This is a genomic window from Pseudomonas grandcourensis, assembly GCF_039909015.1.
Classification (GTDB): domain Bacteria; phylum Pseudomonadota; class Gammaproteobacteria; order Pseudomonadales; family Pseudomonadaceae; genus Aquipseudomonas; species Aquipseudomonas grandcourensis.
On sequence record NZ_CP150919.1, the window covers coordinates 5,329,754 to 5,344,760 of the forward strand.

The 15,007-nt window shown below is 60.6% G+C and carries 12 protein-coding genes, 2 tRNA genes and 1 riboswitch; of the genes, 1 reads left to right on the forward strand and 13 read right to left on the reverse strand.

The window, feature by feature from the left end:
• Nucleotides 1–61: 61 nt before the first annotated feature.
• The 6 genes from AABM52_RS23850 to ltaE all read right to left on the reverse strand — a co-directional run bounded on the left by AABM52_RS23850 (nucleotide 62) and on the right by ltaE (nucleotide 5,881).
• A tRNA-Arg gene (locus AABM52_RS23850) sits at nucleotides 62–138 on the reverse strand.
• 107 nt (nucleotides 139–245) lie between these two features.
• Nucleotides 246–336 (reverse strand) — tRNA-Ser (locus AABM52_RS23855).
• A 62-nt stretch (nucleotides 337–398) separates the two neighbouring features.
• Nucleotides 399–587, reverse strand: coding sequence for a carbon storage regulator CsrA (gene csrA / locus AABM52_RS23860; RefSeq protein ID WP_002554426.1), 189 nt, complete (start codon nucleotides 585–587; stop codon nucleotides 399–401).
• Nucleotides 588–775: 188 nt separating this feature from the next.
• A complete protein-coding gene (locus AABM52_RS23865; protein ID WP_007971040.1) occupies nucleotides 776–2,017 on the reverse strand; it encodes an aspartate kinase in 1,242 nt (413 codons plus the stop codon).
• Between the two features lie 91 nt (nucleotides 2,018–2,108).
• Nucleotides 2,109–4,730: an alanine--tRNA ligase gene (gene alaS, locus AABM52_RS23870; protein ID WP_347908406.1), complete on the reverse strand. Its 2,622-nt coding sequence runs from the start codon at nucleotides 4,728–4,730 to the stop codon at nucleotides 2,109–2,111.
• A 146-nt stretch (nucleotides 4,731–4,876) separates the two neighbouring features.
• Entirely contained in the window at nucleotides 4,877–5,881 is a 1,005-nt protein-coding gene (gene ltaE, locus AABM52_RS23875) for a low-specificity L-threonine aldolase (protein ID WP_347908409.1), read from the reverse strand.
• 197 nt (nucleotides 5,882–6,078) lie between these two features.
• Nucleotides 6,079–6,249: riboswitch (FMN riboswitch) on the forward strand.
• Between the two features lie 103 nt (nucleotides 6,250–6,352).
• Between ltaE and AABM52_RS23880 the strand changes: the two genes are divergently transcribed.
• Nucleotides 6,353–6,862, forward strand: coding sequence for a 6,7-dimethyl-8-ribityllumazine synthase (locus tag AABM52_RS23880; RefSeq protein WP_347908411.1), 510 nt, complete (start codon nucleotides 6,353–6,355; stop codon nucleotides 6,860–6,862).
• Between the two features lie 120 nt (nucleotides 6,863–6,982).
• Here AABM52_RS23880 and astE read toward each other — a convergent pair whose 3' ends face one another.
• From astE to AABM52_RS23915, 7 genes are all read right to left on the reverse strand, one after another.
• Nucleotides 6,983–7,993 (reverse strand): succinylglutamate desuccinylase, encoded by a 1,011-nt coding sequence (gene astE, locus AABM52_RS23885; protein WP_347908414.1) that lies wholly within the window; start codon nucleotides 7,991–7,993, stop codon nucleotides 6,983–6,985.
• Between the two features lie 12 nt (nucleotides 7,994–8,005).
• Complete coding sequence (locus tag AABM52_RS23890) at nucleotides 8,006–8,296, reverse strand: topoisomerase II (protein WP_347908416.1); 291 nt, start codon at nucleotides 8,294–8,296, stop codon at nucleotides 8,006–8,008.
• A 61-nt stretch (nucleotides 8,297–8,357) separates the two neighbouring features.
• Nucleotides 8,358–9,704, reverse strand: coding sequence for an N-succinylarginine dihydrolase (astB, locus tag AABM52_RS23895; RefSeq protein WP_347908418.1), 1,347 nt, complete (start codon nucleotides 9,702–9,704; stop codon nucleotides 8,358–8,360).
• A 167-nt stretch (nucleotides 9,705–9,871) separates the two neighbouring features.
• A complete protein-coding gene (gene astD / locus AABM52_RS23900) occupies nucleotides 9,872–11,341 on the reverse strand; it encodes a succinylglutamate-semialdehyde dehydrogenase (RefSeq protein WP_347912680.1) in 1,470 nt (489 codons plus the stop codon).
• Nucleotides 11,338–12,363, reverse strand: coding sequence for an arginine N-succinyltransferase (gene astA / locus AABM52_RS23905; protein WP_347908421.1), 1,026 nt, complete (start codon nucleotides 12,361–12,363; stop codon nucleotides 11,338–11,340). The genes astD and astA overlap by 4 nt, the downstream gene beginning before the upstream one ends.
• A gap of 70 nt (nucleotides 12,364–12,433) precedes the next feature.
• Nucleotides 12,434–13,453, reverse strand: coding sequence for an arginine/ornithine succinyltransferase subunit alpha (gene aruF, locus AABM52_RS23910; protein WP_046042322.1), 1,020 nt, complete (start codon nucleotides 13,451–13,453; stop codon nucleotides 12,434–12,436).
• Between the two features lie 209 nt (nucleotides 13,454–13,662).
• On the reverse strand, nucleotides 13,663–14,883 hold the full coding sequence (locus tag AABM52_RS23915; RefSeq protein WP_347908422.1) for an aspartate aminotransferase family protein: 1,221 nt from the start codon (nucleotides 14,881–14,883) through the stop codon (nucleotides 13,663–13,665).
• Nucleotides 14,884–15,007: the final 124 nt, after the last annotated feature.

Sequence of the window (15,007 nt, forward strand, 5' to 3'; positions counted from 1 at the left end):
TTATACCAGATCACAACTGGTTGAAGCCAAGTTACTTGCATTGCTGCAACCAACTCTTAAATGGTGCACTCGACAGGATTCGAACCTGTGACCGCTCGGTTCGTAGCCGAGTACTCTATCCAGCTGAGCTACGAGTGCATTTGTTGCCGCGCATTATAGGCCGTCTAATCTCTATGTCAAACACTTTTTCTAGTAATTTCAACAACTTACCGAAGAAGCCAGATTACAACGTACTACGCAAATAATGGCGGAGAACGGGGGATTCGAACCCCCGACACCCTTTTGAGGTGTACTCCCTTAGCAGGGGAGCGCCTTCGGCCACTCGGCCAGCTCTCCGCAACACGGGGCGTATATTAACCAGCTTCTTCCCCGTTTGCAAACATAAAAAACGATAAAAATTAATGGCTTGGTTCTTCGTCCTTCTCTTTCTTGATACGCAGGTAAATTTCTTCCCGGTGAACAGCCACCTCTTTGGGGGCATTAACGCCGATGCGCACTTGATTTCCTTTGACGCCGAGCACGGTCACGGTGATTTCGCCATCACCGATAATCAGGCTTTCTGCGCACCGACGAGTCAGAATCAGCATACCTTTCTCCTCACGCATTACATTTCAGGGACAACAGTCTGCAAAAAAAAGGCACTCGACCCACAACCGGAGCGGTCGCAGCCCTACATGCCTGAGTATTGACTAGCGCGAGCAAAAGAACAGCCTCGAGGTTCACGCCATTCAAAAAAACAAAAGGCGCGGTCAGACCGCGCCTTTTGGCAAACGCATCACTCGCCCTGGCGGGCCGGTGCGTCCAGTTCGAAAGCCGTGTGCAGAGCGCGCACAGCCAGTTCCAGATACTTCTCTTCGATCACTACGGAGACTTTGATTTCCGAAGTCGAGATCATCTGGATGTTGATGCTTTCCTTGGCCAGGGATTCGAACATGCGGCTGGCCACGCCTGCGTGAGAGCGCATGCCGACGCCGACGATCGACACCTTGGCGATCTTGGTGTCGCCCACGACTTCACGGGCACCCAGCTCGCCAGCGGTCTTTTCCAGCACGGCCTGCGCCGCCTGGTAGTCGTTGCGGTGCACGGTGAAGGTGAAGTCGGTGGTGTTATCGTGCGCAACGTTCTGCACGATCATGTCGACTTCGATGTTCGCGGCACTGATCGGGCCGAGAATCTTGAAGGCAACGCCCGGGATGTCTGGCACGCCACGGATGGTCAGCTTGGCTTCATCGCGGTTGAAAGCGATACCGGAAATGATCGGCTGTTCCATGGTTTCCTCTTCATCAATAGTAATGAGGGTGCCCGGACCCTCCTTGAAGCTGTGCAGTACGCGCAGCGGAACGTTGTACTTGCCGGCGAACTCGACCGCGCGGATCTGCAGCACCTTGGAACCGAGGCTGGCCATTTCCAGCATCTCTTCGAAGGTGATCTTGTCCAGCCGCTGAGCCACGGACACCACACGCGGGTCGGTGGTGTAGACGCCGTCGACGTCGGTGTAGATCTGGCATTCGTCAGCCTTCAGGGCTGCCGCCAGCGCCACGCCGGTGGTGTCGGAGCCGCCACGACCGAGGGTAGTGATGTTGCCGTGCTCGTCGACGCCCTGGAAACCGGCGACAACCACCACACGACCTGCCTTCAGGTCACCGCGAATCTTCTGGTCATCAATCTGCAAGATACGCGCTTTATTGTGCGCGCTATCCGTCAGGATCCGCACCTGGTTGCCGGTGTACGACACCGCCGGCACGCCGCGCTTGATCAGCGCCATGGCCAACAGGGCAATCGTCACCTGCTCACCGGTGGAAACGATCACGTCCAGCTCGCGCGGAACCGGTTGGCCGTCGCCACTGATTTGCTTGGCCAGATCGATCAGACGGTTGGTTTCGCCGCTCATTGCAGACAGCACAACCACCAGGTCATCGCCGGCATCACGGAATTTCTTAACCTTGTCGGCGACCTGCTCGATTCTCTCGACAGTGCCGACCGAGGTGCCTCCAAATTTCTGTACGATCAAAGCCATTTCAAAGCCGCCTCTGCCCATGAAGGGCGCCCAAATAATCACTCAAACAGCGTTGCGGCCCACCACTAGACTGCGGGCCGCAAGTACTGCCTTATAGACCCTGCTCTACAAACGGAACGGTCAGGGCCAGTGCCGCATCCAGTGCGCCGGCGTCGGTACCGCCGCCTTGCGCCATGTCTGGACGACCACCACCCTTCCCGCCCACTGCCGCAGCGGCTTGCTTCATCAAATCACCGGCTTTGAGTTGGCCAGTCAGGTCTTTGGTTACGCCTGCAACCAGAACGACCTTTTCCTCATGGACACTGCCGAGCAGGATCACTGCGCGGCCGAGTTTGTTTTTCAGTTGATCGACCAGCGCCAGCAGCGCCTTGCCATCCTGACCGTCCAGACGCACGGCCAGCACTTTCACGTCCTTGACGTCCAGCGCCTGGGCCGACAGATCGTCGCCCGCGGCACTGGCAGCCTTGGCTTGCAACTGCTCGAGTTGCTTCTCCAGCAGACGGTTGCGCTCCAGCACAGCCGACAGCTTGTCGATCAGGTTGTCGCGGCTGCCCTTGACCAAGCTGGCCGCTTCCTTGAGTTGTTCTTCCGCCGCGTTCAAGTAGGCCAGCGCTTGCGCACCGGTGACTGCCTCGATACGACGCACGCCCGATGCCACACCGCCTTCGCTGATGATTTTCAGCAGGCCGATGTCGCCGGTACGGTTGGCGTGGATACCGCCACACAGCTCGACGGAGAAATCGCCCATGCTCAGTACGCGCACGTTGTCGCCGTATTTCTCGCCGAACAGCGCCATGGCGCCTTTCTGCTTGGCGGTTTCGATGTCGGTCTCTTCGGTTTCAACTTCAGAGTTCTTGCGAATCTCGGCGTTGACGATGTCTTCCAGCGCTTTCAGCTGTTCAGGCTTGATGGCTTCGAAGTGGCTGAAGTCGAAGCGCAGGCGCTGACTGTCGACCAGCGAGCCTTTCTGCTGAACGTGATCGCCCAGTACCTGGCGCAATGCGGCGTGCAGCAAGTGAGTCGCCGAGTGGTTCAGCGACGTGGCGTGACGCACCTCGGCGTCAACGTGGGTCTCGACCGGCGCACCGACGATCAGGCTACCCGAATCCAGGATACCGTGGTGCAGGAATGCGCCGCCGGTCTTGGTGGTGTCGCGCACGTCGAAACGCGCAGCGCCAGCCTGGAGGAAGCCGCAATCACCAATCTGACCACCGGATTCGGCATAGAACGGCGTCTGATCGAGAACGACCACGCCCTCTTCGCCTTCGCTCAATACGTCAACCGATTGCCCATCTTTATAGAGAGCAACGATCTTGGCGGAACCGCTGTGAGCGGTGTAACCGGTGAACTCGGTGGCCACATCGACCTTGACCAGGCTGTTGTAGTCCATGCCGAAGGAACTGGCGGAACGGGCACGGACGCGCTGGGCTTCCATCTCGCGTTCGAAACCTTCTTCGTCGATGGTCAGGCTGCGCTCGCGAGCGATGTCGCCGGTCAGGTCCATCGGGAAGCCATAGGTGTCGTAGAGTTTGAACACCACGTCGCCCGGCACCACGTCGCCTTTGAGTTCAGCCAGATCCTGCTCGAGGATCTTCAGGCCCTGCTCCAGGGTTTTGGCGAATTGCTCTTCTTCAGCCTTCAGCACGCGCTCGATGTGCGCCTGCTGGGATTTCAGCTCAGGGAAAGCTTCGCCCATCTCGACAACCAGGGCCGCAACGATCTGGTAGAAGAAACTGCCCTTGGCGCCCAGCTTGTTACCGTGGCGGCAGGCGCGACGGATGATCCGGCGCAGCACGTAGCCACGGCCTTCGTTGGACGGCAGCACGCCGTCGGCGATCAGGAAGCCGCAGGAACGGATGTGGTCAGCCACGACTTTCAACGAAGCCTGGGCGTCGTTGGTGCAGCCGATGGCCTTGGCCGAAGCGCTCAGCAGGCTCTGGAACAGGTCGATTTCATAGTTCGAGTGAACGTGCTGCAGCACGGCACTGATCCGCTCCAGGCCCATGCCGGTGTCGACCGACGGCGCTGGCAGCGGATGCAACACGCCATCGGCGGTGCGGTTGAACTGCATGAACACGTTGTTCCAGATTTCGATGTAACGGTCGCCGTCTTCTTCCGGCGAGCCCGGTGGGCCACCCCAGATGTCGGCGCCGTGATCGTAGAAAATCTCGGTGCAAGGACCGCACGGGCCGGTATCGCCCATGGTCCAGAAGTTGTCGGAGGCGTACGGCGCGCCCTTGTTGTCGCCGATGCGCACCATGCGCTCGGCCGGAACCCCGATTTCCTTGGTCCAGATGTCGTACGCCTCGTCATCGCTGGCGTAGACGGTGACCCAGAGCTTTTCCTTGGGCAGGTTCAACCATTTGTCGGAAGTCAGGAAGTTCCAGGCGTAGCTGATGGCATCACGCTTGAAATAGTCACCGAAGCTGAAGTTACCCAGCATTTCGAAGAAGGTGTGGTGACGAGCGGTATAACCGACGTTTTCCAGGTCGTTGTGCTTGCCGCCGGCGCGCACGCATTTCTGGCTGCTGACGGCGCGGGTGTACGCGCGCTTTTCCTGGCCCAGGAAGCAGTCCTTGAACTGGTTCATCCCCGCGTTGGTGAACAGCAGGGTTGGGTCGTTGCCCGGAATCAAAGAGCTGGAGGCTACACGGGTGTGGCCTTGCTCTTCGAAGAAGCGAAGGAAGGCTTCACGGATTTCTGCGCTTTTCATTAGGTTCTTCCACGGAGGCTGCGGCCAAAGGCCTGTTCGAAACGTCAACAGACGAAGCGACGGCAAAGGGCCGCATTATATCGGCCCTGCGCGCGGGGTACAGCGTGTTTATACGATAGAAACGGTCAATTGGAGTGCTAACGCTATCACTTGCGCGAAAAGTCGACGAATGTCGCGACGACCTGCTCGATTTGCGCACGGCTGATGTCCATGTGCGTGACCATGCGCAGACGCGCGGCGGCACTGAGCTTGATCCCGCGCTCGACGGCAAAGGCCTTGATCGCTTCGGCTTGGTCGCCCATCTGCACGTAAACCATGTTGGTCTGCACCGGCTCGACCTCGAAGCCCGCCCCGCGCAGGCCTTCGGCCAGCAACTGTGCGTTGGCATGGTCATCGGCCAGGCGCTGTACGTTGTTATCCAGCGCATACAGGCCTGCCGCCGCGAGAATACCGGCCTGACGCATGCCGCCACCGACCATCTTGCGCAGGCGCCGGGCCTTGCCGATCAGCTCGGCCGAGCCGCACAGCACCGAACCGACCGGTGCACCCAGGCCTTTGGACAGGCACACCGAGACGGAATCGAAATACTGGGTGATTTCCCGGGCATCCACACCCAGTTTCACTGCCGCGTTGTACAGACGTGCGCCGTCCAGGTGCAGTTGCAAGCCATGCTCGCGGGTAAAACTGCGCGCCCGGGCCAGGTATTCCAGTGGCAGGACCTTGCCTTGCATGGTGTTTTCCAGCGCCAGCAAACGGGTGCGGGCGAAATGGAAGTCGTCCGGCTTGATCGCCGCAGCGACCTGCGCCAGGTCCAGCGAACCATCGGCCTGCACTTCCAGCGGCTGTGGCTGGATCGAACCCAGCACCGCCGCGCCACCACCTTCGTATTTATAAGTGTGGGCCTGCTGGCCGACGATGTACTCGTCACCGCGCTCGCAATGGGCCATCAACCCCAGCAGGTTGCTCATGGTACCGGTCGGCACGAACAGTGCGGCGGCGAAACCCAGGCGCTGGGCCAGTTCGGCTTCCAGACGGTTGACCGTCGGATCTTCGCCATACACGTCATCGCCGGTCGCGGCCTTGGTCATCGCGTCGAGCATGCCGGCGCAAGGTTGGGTGACGGTGTCGCTGCGAAGATCGATAACACTCATGAATCTGGCCTCGGTAAGCAGGGGAAATCCCTTTCAGGTAGGAATTACTGCGGGCATGGCGACGATTAATCAACCCTTGGGCTCGGATAATGCTCACTAATAAAGCGAAATACTCGATAGCAATCATCCAAAAGGGGCCATGCGCACACCGCAAATATGTGATAAAAACGCTGCGCCGCCAAACATTCGGGCGGCAAAAACGTTCTCAGGGCGGGGTGCAACTCCCCACCGGCGGTAATTGCGCGCAATGCGCATAGCCCGCGAGCGCTTGGCGACGACGACGCTTCGGCGGTGGTTGGCGGCAAGGTCAGCAGACCCGGTGTGATCCCGGGGCCGACGGTCATAGTCCGGATGAAGAGAGAACGGGATTGACAACAAAGGGCCGTGCGCCGGCATTCGTGCGAGCGTGCGCACCCTCAGATCCCCTTCGATTCATAACGCCCTGTTTTTCACACAAACAGGAGTCAGAACATGCAACCCACCGCAATCGACAGCAAAAGCAAACACCATCAGGGCGAGCGCGTAGCGTTCATCCAGGCCTGCTGGCACAAGGACATTGTCGACCAGAGCCGTAAAGGCTTCGTCGCCGAAATGATTGCCCAGGGTTATCAGGAGTCCGACATCGATTTCTTCGAAGTCGGCGGCGCCTTTGAAATGCCCCTGCACGCCAAGTTGCTGGCCAAGACCGGTCGTTATTCCGGCATCGTCGCGGCAGCCCTGGTGGTGGACGGCGGCATCTACCGTCACGAGTTCGTCGCCCAGTCGGTAGTCAGCGGCCTGATGCAGGTGCAACTGGAAACCGAAGTGCCAGTGTTCTCGGTGTCCCTGACCCCGCATCACTTCCATGCCGGCGAAGAGCACCAGAAGTTCTTCTTCGAGCATTTCCTGCATAAAGGCCAGGAAGCGGCGAAGACCTGTGCGGATACGTTGCTGAAGATCCGTAGCCTGCGTCGCAGCGAGCCGCGTGCGCTAGCCGTGTAATCACCGCAAACCCTGTAGGAGCGAGCCTGCTCGCGATGGCGGACTTTCAGTCGACATTTATGCTGACTGATACACCGCTATCGCGAGCAGGCTCGCTCCTACATGGGCTCTACGCTGAATTCAGGCCAGGTTTTCGTCAGTGGTCGGCACGACCAGGATGCCGGCACGCAAACCATTCTTCACCTTGGGGTTCGGGAAGATGATCCGGGCGCCCTCTTCTTCGATGATCCAGCGGGTATTGGCGATGTCTTCCGCCAGCAGGTAACCCACTTCCAGCTCGGAAAAGTTCTCGATGTCCGCCGGCAGGTTCAGGCGGAAGCTGTCGCTGTGCTTGATGATTTCCCGTGCCACGCTGTACAGCTGCAAACCGTCCAGTGCCGTTTCAGTCAGTTCCGGCTCGGTGCCTTCGATGATCTGCTTGAGGCGCTTCTCCAGCAGCGAGACGTTGACCCCGTCGTTCTGACCAAACGGCCGCGCCTTGCCCAACTCCAGGGTGAAGGCCTCGGCACCCAGTTTATCGTAGGTATAGGAGCTGAACACGATGGACGGCTTGTTCTGCAACAACACCGCTTCCATGCCGGCAGCACGCAGGCGCGCCAGTTCGTGGCGCGAATGCTGGCGGTCTTCTTTCCACGGGTACAAGGCGAACTGCTCGATTTTCGAGCCACGAATCGCCGTGTGCAGGTCGTAGTGCAGGCGCTGGCGATCCGGCAGGCTGAAGAAGCTGGCAGCCAAACGCTCCAGCTCACAGGCGCGCAGGGCTTCGCAACCGCTGCTTTGTTCGTGACGGCCATTGAACAGCCGATTGACGTCCTGCTCGACGAAACGCTCGCCCTTGCGAATCGCTTCCGGGTTGCCGAACAGGAACAGAATACGTGCGCGCGGCTTCAGGTCGCCGCGGGCAATGTCGTGCAACAGGCGATCGAGCAACTCGATCGGCGCTGTTTCGTTGCCGTGGATCCCTGCCGACAGCAGCAGGTCCAGGCCGTTGTCACGGGCTTCAGGTGGCCGGACTTCCAACGCACCTTCGCTCAACCAGCGCATGCGCACGCCTTCGACAGTCAGTTGAGTCTTCTCCGCCGGTTCGCGGCCGGCGAGGGTCAGTTCAAGCAGTTTGCCGAGGGCGAGCATAGAGCGGTTTCCTTAGTGGTCGTGGTTGCAATCCGGGCCGTGAACGTGATCCTCGTCGTCGCTGAGGTCAGCCGGTTCCATCTCCAGTTGCAGACTTACCAGATTAGTCGCCAATGGGCGCAATAGCAGGTTGGCGTACTCGGCGTCGCCTTCTTCGACGTCCACACCGATCAGCAACTGGCCACGGCCGTCCTGCTGGATCCACAGCTCTTTACCTTGCCACAGGACCGCGACGCGGGTGCAGGAAGTCTCCAGTTGCGTGCCGTCGGTGTCTTCAAGGATCAGCTGCAGGGTATCGCTCATGTCTTTACGCTCTCGTTTGAGATGAAGCAGTGCGCCACCTTGCTCGGCAGCGCACCGTCGATCAATTGATCTGGAATGGATAAACCGCGCCCAGTTTAAGGATTTGCGTCAGTTCATCCAGTGCCGTCCGGCACTCAAGCAGCAATTGCGGGTCCGCCAGATCGTTTTCGGTCATGCGGTCGCGGTAGTGCTTTTCGACCCATTCGGTCAGTGTGCCGTACAACGGTGCCGTCATGATAACCCCTGGATTGACGGCCGCCAGTTCGGTTTCGTTGAGTGCGACGCGCAACCGCAGGCAAGCCGGGCCACCACCGTTCTGCATGCTCTGCTTGAGATCGAAGACTTTCACTTCGCGGATCAGGCCGCCGGAGCTGGTCAAACCCTGCAAGTACTGCCAGACACGCTCGTTGCCACGGCATTCTTCCGGCACGATCAACAGCATGGAGCCGTCAGGGCGCGACAGCAGCTGGCTATTGAACAGGTAGGAACGTACCGCGTCTTCCACGCTTACTGCGGAACGCGGTACGCATACGGACTGAAATTTCCCACCGACTTTGGCGAGTTTGCTCTGCAGTTCAGCGAGCATCTGTTCGGTGTCGAGGAACGCGTCCTCGTGATAGAACAGCACTTCGCCATTACCCACCGCGATCACATCGTTGTGGAACACGCCCTGATCGATCACCGACGGGTTCTGCTGGGCGTAGACCACGCCGTCATCGCTCAAGCCGTGCAAACGGGCAACGGCCTGGGACGCTTCGAGGGTCTGGCGCGCCGGGTACTTCTGCGGTGCCGGGTAGCGGGTATCGAACGCGCTGCGGCCGAACACGAAGAACTCGACACCGGCTTCGCCGTATTCACGGCAGAAACGCGTGTGGTTGGCCGCGCCTTCGTCACCGAATTGCGCCACGGCCGGCAAGGCGGCGTGGTGGGCGAAGTGTTTCTGGTCAGCGAACATCGCCCCCAGCACGCGGCTGGTGGTCGGGTGTTCGATGCTGCGGTGATATTTGCAGTTGAGGTTGGCGGCGGTGAAATGCACACGGCCATCAGCGGTGTCGGCGCTCGGGCTGACGGTGGCGGCGTTGGCCACCCACATGCTCGAGGCCGAGCAACTGGCCACCAGCAGCGGCATTGCGTCTTTGGCGGCGCGCTCGATCACTTCAGCATCGGTGCCGCCAAAGCCCAGGCGACGCAGTGCGGCCACATCCGGGCGCTCTTGCGGTGCCAGCACGCCTTGCTGGAAACCCATTTCCATCAGCGCTTTCATCTTTGCCAGGCCTTGCAGCGCCGCTTCCTTGGGGTTGGAAGACTGCTGGCTGTTGCTCTGGGACGCGACGTTGCCGTAGGACAGGCCGCCGTAGTTATGGGTCGGCCCCACTAGACCGTCAAAATTGACTTCATAGGATTTCATCAGCGAGGCTCCACGAGAATCTGTTGTTATAGGCTTCAGTAACTAACTGTTCAGTGCGACCGAGTCGCGGCCTTCGCGGGCAAGCCCGCTCCCACAGGTTCAGCAGTGTTCACAAATTTTGTGTTCGACGCAGTCCTTGTGGGAGCGGGCTTGCCCGCGAATGGGCGTTACGCCATTTTCACGCCAGGCGTAAGGGCCGACGGCATCACCAGGGTCGGCGTTTCCAGCGAGGCCACCGGGTACGCGCAGTAATCCGCCGCGTAGTAGGCGCTGGCGCGGTGGTTACCCGAGGCGCCGACGCCGCCGAACGGCGCGCTGCTCGCGGCGCCGGTCAACTGCTTGTTCCAGTTGACGATACCGGCACGGCTTTCCAGCCAGAATTGCTGGTAGCGCGCTTCGGAATCCGACAGCAGGCCCGCGGCCAGACCGTAGGCGGTGTCGTTGGCTTCAGCGATCGCTGCTTCAAAATCAGCGTAGCGGATCACCTGCAGCAACGGGCCGAACAGCTCTTCGTCAGGACGATCGGCAACGGCGCTCACGTCCAGGATGCCAGGGGTCAGCAAGGCTGATTGAGCCTGAGGCTGAGTCATTTCCAGCAGCGCCACGGCACCGTTGGCCAGCAGATGTTCTTGCGCGTCCATCAACGCTTTCGCAGCGCCAAGGGAAACCACCGAGCCCATGAATGGCGCCGGTTGTTGATCGAAAGCACCGACTTCGATAGTCGCACTGACCGCTACCAGGCGCGCCAGCAACGAGTCGCCCCAGGCACCTTGTGGCACCAGCAAACGGCGGGCACAGGTGCAACGCTGGCCGGCGGAGATGAACGCCGACTGAATGATGGTGTAAACGGCGGCATCGAGATCAGCGACCTGATCGACCACCAGCGGGTTGTTACCGCCCATCTCCAGCGCGAGGATCTTGTCCGGACGACCGGCGAATTGCTGGTGCAGGTGATTGCCGGTGCGGCTGGAACCGGTGAAGAACAGCCCGTCGATGCCCGGGTTCGCCGCCAGGGCGATGCCGGTTTCGCGAGCGCCTTGCAGCAGGTTCAATACGCCGGCCGGCAGGCCAGCCTCGATCCAGCACTTGACCGTCAGCTCGGCGACTTTCGGCGTCAGTTCGCTGGGTTTGAACAGCACACTGTTGCCGGCCAGCAGTGCCGGCACGATATGGCCGTTCGGCAGGTGGCCCGGGAAGTTGTAAGGACCAAACACCGCCACCACACCGTGTGGCTTGTGGCGCAGCACAGCGGTGGCGTCGCCCAGCGGGCCGCTCTTCTCGCCGGTACGCTCGCGGTAGCTCTGCACCGAGATGGCAATTTTGTTGACCATGCTGGTGACTTCGGTCGCGGCTTCCCACAGGGGTTTGCCGGTTTCTTCGCCGATGGTGCGGGCCAGTTCGTCAGCGTGATTCTTCAGAGCAGCGGCGAAGGCTTCCAGCACCGAAATACGCTCTTCCAGGGTACGCCGTGCCCAGCCCGGGAACGCCTGACGCGCAGCCTGCACAGCCGACTCGACCTGAGCGGCGGTGGCGCCAACGCCGGACCACAGCACCTGCTGGGTCACCGGGTTCAGCGACTCGAAGGCTTCGCCCTGACCTGTCAGCCATTCACCTGCGATGTAAAGCGACTTCATTATTTCGACTCCCGAGCTGCGGACAACGCCACGGCGCGCACTTGATCGCCAGCGTTGAGTTGAAGACGTTTAGCGGTCTGCGGATCGACCACCAGGGTGCCGGCGGCCAGACGTGCCGGCGCAGCAGTGATGCGGCAGTCTTCGCGCTTGCGGTTGTGAATGATGAATGGCGTGGCGTCGTCGCCCGGCGTGCCGATGGCCAGCACCAGCGCCTGGCTGTCGCGCACGGCGCGGATCTTGGCGGTTTCGCACTCGATCGCAGGACCCGCGTCGAAAATGTCGACGTAGCCCTGGTAGCTGAAACCTTCGCTCTTGAGCATGGCCAGCGCCGGCTCGGTGTCCGGGTGAACCTGACCGATCACGTTGCGCGCATCCGGCGACAGGAAGCAGGTGTACAGCGGGAATTTCGGCATCAGTTCGGCGATGAACGCCTTGTTGCCCACGCCGGTCAGGTAGTCAGCCTGGCTGAATTCCATCTTGAAGAAGTGCCGACCCAGGCTTTCCCAGAACGGCGAACGCCCGGCTTCGTCGGACACACCGCGCATCTCGGCAATGATCTTGTTGCCGAACAGTTGCGGGAATTCGGCGATAAACAGCATCCGCGCCTTGGACAACATGCGGCCGTTGAGGCCGGTACGGTAATCGGCGTGCAGGAACAGCGAGCACAGCTCGGAGTTGCCGGTCAGGTCGTTGGCCAGGAACAGCGTCGGGATTTCACGATAGATGTTCAGCTCTTGCGAAGCGCTGACCGTCAGACCGACCCGGAAGTTGTACCAGGGCTCACGCAGGCCGACGGCACCGGCAATGGCGGAAATGCCCACCACGCGAGCGTCGTCATCTTCGAGCACGAACAGGTAGTCCGCGTCGCCCCGCCCGGCTTCGCCGCGGAAGGTCTTCTCGGCCCAGCCGACCCGATGGGCCAGCCGCTCTTCGTTGGCCGGCAAGGTGGTCAGGCCTGTGCCGGTGCTGCGGGCCAGGTCGATCAGAGCGGGTAAATCGCTGCTGCGTACGGGACGAACGATCATGCTATCTCCTCAAACGGGCCGCTTGCGCCACCCGTGAAACTTCGCTGCTTTCTAGGCATCAATTGCGACGTTAAACCGCGACCAGGCGCACGCTGGCACCCTCGCCGACACCCAGGGCTTCGGCCGCTTCCAAGTCCAGGGTCACCGGTTTGCCCGGCGCGTAATCGAGCTCGAGCATCACCGCGCGGTAGTCCTGCAACTGGGCATTGGCCACCAGATACTGGCGACCGACGCCTTTGACCGGTTCGCCGATCTTCACCGGTACCACACGGCTCTGGGCGATCGAACGAATCCCCGAGACACGGGCATGCAGGGTCGGGCCACCGTCGAAGATGTCGATGTAGTGATCGGTCTCGAAGCCTTCGCGCATCAGGATGTCGAAGGTGATCTGCGCCCGCGGGTGCACCTGGCCCATGGCTTCTTGAGCGGAGTCCGGCAGCAGTGGGACGTAGATCGGATAGTGCGGCATCAGTTCGGCGAGGAACGTACGGCTTTTCAGCCCGCACAGACGCTCGGCTTCGGCGTAGTTGAGGTCGAAGAAGTTGCGACCGATGGCATCCCAGAATGGCGAGTCGCCGTTTTCATCGCTGTAACCGACGATCTCGGTCACCACCGAATCGGCAAAACGCTCCGGATGGCTGGCCACGAACAGCAAGCGGCCACGGGAGTTGAGCTCCGACCACGGCGATCCCACCAGCTCGCGCTGCACATAGAAGCTGGTCAGCAAGCTGTTGCCGGTCAGGTCATGGCACTGCGAGAGCACGTGGATCTTGTTGTGAATCTTCAGCTCGCGGGAAGCGTGCACGAAGGTTTCGTTGCGAAAGCTGTAGAACGGCTCGGAGTAACCGGCCGATGCCACGATGGCCGAGCAACCGACCAGCTTGCCGGTGGCAGAGTCTTCAAGGACGAAGAAATAGCTTTCCTCACCGTTGAAACTCACTTCAGCGGCGAACGAGGCTTCGCTTGCGGCGATCTTGTCGCTCAGGCGTTCAACGTCATCCGGCAAGGAAGTGACACCAATCGGACTGTCCGCAGCCAGACGCTGTACCTCGCCCAGATCAGCCATTTGCGCGGGGCGCATCACCAGCATGGTGTCACTCCTTTTTCTAAAACTCTTTGAGGAAAATAAGCCGGCCCTGCCTTTTGAAGACCTCGGTAGGAGCGAGCCTGCTCGCGATGGTGGATCAGCAACAAAGTAGTCGACTGACACACCATCGCGAGCAGGCTCGCTCCTACAGAAAAGCGGGGCCGGCATAAAAATTGGGTTCGACGCCTGACTTGCAGGCGTCGAAGGGTCTATCAGGCTTGCGTCAGTTTTGCTGCGGCACGTTCGAAGCGGTCCAGACCGGCATCGATATCGGCGTCTTCCACCACCAGGCTCGGGGCGAAACGCACCACGTCCGGGCCGGCTTGCAGAATCATCAGGCCTTCTTGTTCAGCGGCGTTGAAGATGTCCTTGGCCTTGCCTTTCCAGGCATCGCTCAGCACGCAGCCGATCAACAGACCCAGGCCACGGACCTGGGTGAACAGGCCGTACTTCTCGCCGATCTGCTCAAGGCGTGCCTTGAACTTGTCGTGCTTGGCGTTAACGCCGGCCAGCACTTCAGGGGTGTTGATCACGTCGATCACGGCTTCGGCGACAGCGCACGCCAGCGGGTTGCCGCCGTAAGTGGTGCCGTGGGTGCCGACGACCAGGTGCTTGGCCAGGTCTTCAGTGGTCAGCATGGCGGCGATCGGGAAACCGCCGCCCAGGCTCTTGGCGCTGGTCAGGATGTCCGGGGTCACACCGTAATGCTGGTAGGCGAACAGGTGGCCAGTACGGCCCATGCCGGTTTGCACTTCGTCGAACACCAGCAGCGCGTTGTGCTCGTTGCACAGTTCGCGGGCGCCTTGCAGGTAAGCCAGTTCGGCCGGCAGTACGCCGCCCTCACCTTGAATCGGCTCCAGGACCACGGCGCAGGTCTTGTCGGAAACGGCGGCTTTCAACGCAGCCAGATCGTTGTACGGCACGTGGGTGATACCGGTGATCTTCGGACCGAAGCCGTCGGAATACTTCGACTGGCCACCGACGTTCACGGTGAACAGGGTACGGCCGTGGAAGCTGTTGAGCGCGGCGATGATTTCGTACTTCTCGCTGCCATAACGGTCAAACGCGACACGACGGGCCAGCTTGAAGGCGGCCTCGTTGGCTTCGGCGCCGGAGTTACAGAAGAAGGCGCGCTCGGCAAAGGTGGCGTCGACCAGCTTGTGCGCCAGGCGCAGGGCCGGCTCATTGGTGAACACGTTGGACACGTGCCACAGCTTGTTCGCCTGCTCGGTCAAGGCACCGACCAGCGCCGGATGCGCGTGACCCAATACGTTGACGGCAATCCCGCCGGCGAAGTCGATCAGCTCGCGGCCGGACTGGTCCCAAACGCGGGAACCGGCGCCACGCACAGGAATGAATGCGGCAGGCGCATAGTTGGGAACCATTACCTGATCGAAATCGGCGCGTTGTACCGCAGCGTGCTCAACGGACATCGGAGTCTCCTGAAGAGAAAACACTCGCCTGAAACTGGCGAGCTTGGTGAGGATTGTAAGGACAGTTTTCAGCCCGGCCTTGCCGCCAAGCGACAACTTCTTATAGCGCAAACCCCGGATTTTC